2 protein-coding genes are annotated in these 2,648 nt (G+C 72.0%); both read right to left on the bottom strand.

Translation table 11 applies throughout. The features are described 5' to 3' along the window. Nucleotides 1-134: 134 nt before the first annotated feature. Nucleotides 135-1,586 (bottom strand): MFS transporter, encoded by a 1,452-nt coding sequence (locus tag ACFVZW_RS21235; protein ID WP_384523529.1) that lies wholly within the window; start codon nucleotides 1,584-1,586, stop codon nucleotides 135-137. A gap of 178 nt (nucleotides 1,587-1,764) precedes the next feature. Beyond that, nucleotides 1,765-2,648: phosphopantetheine-binding protein (locus ACFVZW_RS21230; RefSeq protein WP_384523460.1), on the bottom strand; the 884-nt coding region annotated here is incomplete at its 5' end.

The following is a 2,648-nucleotide window of genomic DNA, read 5'->3' as shown; positions in this document are numbered from 1 at the left end:
CCCGCGTCGGGGGTGCGGGGGTGGTGTTCTCCGCGGCTCCACACTCTCGCTATGCGTACGCCCTCGCCCCCCGCGCGGCGGGGGCCGCGGCCCCCCCCCCCCCCCGCTTCTCTGGGGTGTTCGCGGGGAGCGGGCTACGAGGTCGTGACCTCGCGCGCGGGGCCCGCCGCCTGCTCCTGCGCCGGCTCCGCGTCGCCGCCGCCCATCGCGACGCTGCGCATGATGAGCGTGAGCAGGATGGTGAGCGCGGTGAATCCGGCGCCCCAGGCGAACGCGGTGGTGACGCCCTCGGTGAGGACGAAGTCCGCCGTGCCCTTGGCGTCGAGACCCGACGGCACCTCGTTCGAGGCGGCGCGGCTCGCGGCGCCGAAGACGGTGACCATGATGGCCAGGCCGAGCGCGCCGCCGATCTGCTGCATCACGTTGAGCAGGCCGGACGCGGCGCCGGTCTCCTCCGGCGCGATGCCGGACATCAGGATGGTGGTGACGCCGACGAGCAGGGTGCCCATGCCCAGACCGGCGACGAGCATCGGACCGAGCAGCGCGGAGAGGTACTCGGCCTCCGGGGTGATCTGGGCGAACCAGATCAGACCGACGCTGATGGCGGCGGCGCCGACGGCGGTCAGCACGCGCGGACCGACCTTGGGCAGTGCCTTGGCGGCGATGCTGGAGGTGGCGAGGATCAGCACGGCGAGCGGTACGAACGCCAGGCCCGCCTGGATCGGGGTGAAGCCCCGGACCTCCTGGAGGAACTGGGTCAGGAAGAAGAACATCGCGTTGCCGGCGGCCATGACGAACAGCAGCGAGAGGTACCCGGTCGCGCGGTTGCGGTCGGCGAACAGCCGCAGCGGGGTGATCGGCTGCTTGGCGTGGGTCTCGATGAAGACGAAGAGCGCCAGCAGGACGATCGCCAGGGTGAAGGAGCCGAGGGTCAGGGTGTCGCCCCAGCCGCTCTCGGCGGCCCGGATGAAGCCGTAGACCAGCGCGGTCATACCGACGGTCGAGGTCAGGGCGCCACCGAGGTCGAAGCGGGCGGGCTTGCGCTCGGTCTCGTGGATGAACATCGGGGCCGCGATCAGCAGGGCCACGCCGATGGGCACGTTGATGAAGAGCACCCAGCGCCAGGAGAGCCAGTCGGTCAGCAGGCCGCCGCCGATCAGACCGATGGCGGCGCCGGAGCCGGAGACCGCCGCGTAGAGACCGAGGGCGCGGGCCCGGGACTTGTCGTCGGTGAAGTGGGTGGCGATCAGCGCCAGCACGGTCGGCGCGGCGATGGCGGCGCCGACGCCCTGGAGCGCGCGGGCGGCGAGCAGCATCCCCGCCGAGTTGGCGAGGCCGCCGAGCAGCGAGGCGAGGGTGAACACCGTGACGCCGATGAGCATTCCGCGACGGTGTCCGAGTACGTCTCCGGCGCGGCCGCCGAGCAGCAGCAGTCCGCCGAAGGTCAGCAGGTAGGAGCTGAGGACCCAGGAGAGTCCGGTCGGGGTGAAGTCCAGCGCCTCCTTGAGGTCGGGGAGGGCGATGTTCACCACGTTCACGTCGAGGATGAGCATCGTCTGGAGGGCGAGGACGATGACGAGCACCATGCCGGGACGGCGGTCCGCCGCGCCGCCCTTGGCGGGCGGGCTCTGGCCCGCGGTGCTCGTGACGGTCTCTTCACTCATGATTCGGCATCTCCTCGGAAAGCTAAACGGGGACGTTCCACGGTTCTTCCTGGGAAGATACAGGGACCGTCCCCGTTTAGCAATCGTCAGCGTGTCCGCGTCAGTTGACGCCCAGTTCCCTGTCGATGAAGTCGAAGATCTCGTCGTCGGACGCAGACGTCAGGGACACCGCCTCGGACTCCGCCTCCGCGCCCTCCGACTCCAGACGCAGCAGCAGGTCGCGCACCCGGCCCGTCAGCCGGCCCCGGCCGCCGTCGCCCGAACCGAGCGACACCAACCGGGCCTCGATCCGGTCCAGATCGGCCAGGACCGACGCGACCGGGTCCTCCTCCGCCGGTGCCAGCGCCGCCAGCAGATGCCGGGCCAGCGCCAGTGGCGTCGGATGGTCGAAGACCAGCGTGCTCGGCAGCCGCAGCCCGAAGCCCGCGTTGAGCCGGTTGCGCAGCTCGACCGAGGTGAGCGAGTCGAACCCCAGTTCCTTGAAGGGCCGTTCGGTGCCGACCCCGCCCGCGTCCGTGTGCCCGAGCACCGTCGCCACATGGCCGCGCACCAGCCCGAGGAGCAGTTCGAGCCGCTCCGGGCCGGTCAGCGCCGCCAGCCGGTCCCGTACGGCCGTACCGCCGTCCGTCGCGTCCTGCGCACCGGCCGCCGCCCTCCGCACCGTCCGGCTCTCGCCGACCAGTTCGCCGAAGAGCGCCGGCAACGAGCCCGCCCGGGCCCGCGTCCGCAGGGCCGCCGGGTCGAGCCCGACGCCGACGGCCAGGGGCTGACGGCCCGCCAGGGCCGCGTCGAAGAGTGCGAGCCCTTCGGCGTTCTCCAGCGGCAGGATGCCGTCCCGGGCCATCCGGGCCAGATCGGCCTCGCCGAGCTTCTCCGTCAACGAGCTGCGCTCGTCCCAGAGTCCCCAGGCGAGGGAGGTGGCGGGTTGGCCTTGGGTGTGGCGGTGGTGGGCGAGTGCGTCGAGGAAGGTGTTGGCGGCTGCGT

It is taken from the genome of Streptomyces sp. NPDC059567 (genome assembly GCF_042735655.1).
In the GTDB taxonomy this organism is placed as follows: domain Bacteria; phylum Actinomycetota; class Actinomycetes; order Streptomycetales; family Streptomycetaceae; genus Streptomyces.
The sequence above is the reverse complement of the archived record's forward strand: the minus strand, read 5'-3'. Positions and strand labels throughout refer to the sequence as shown.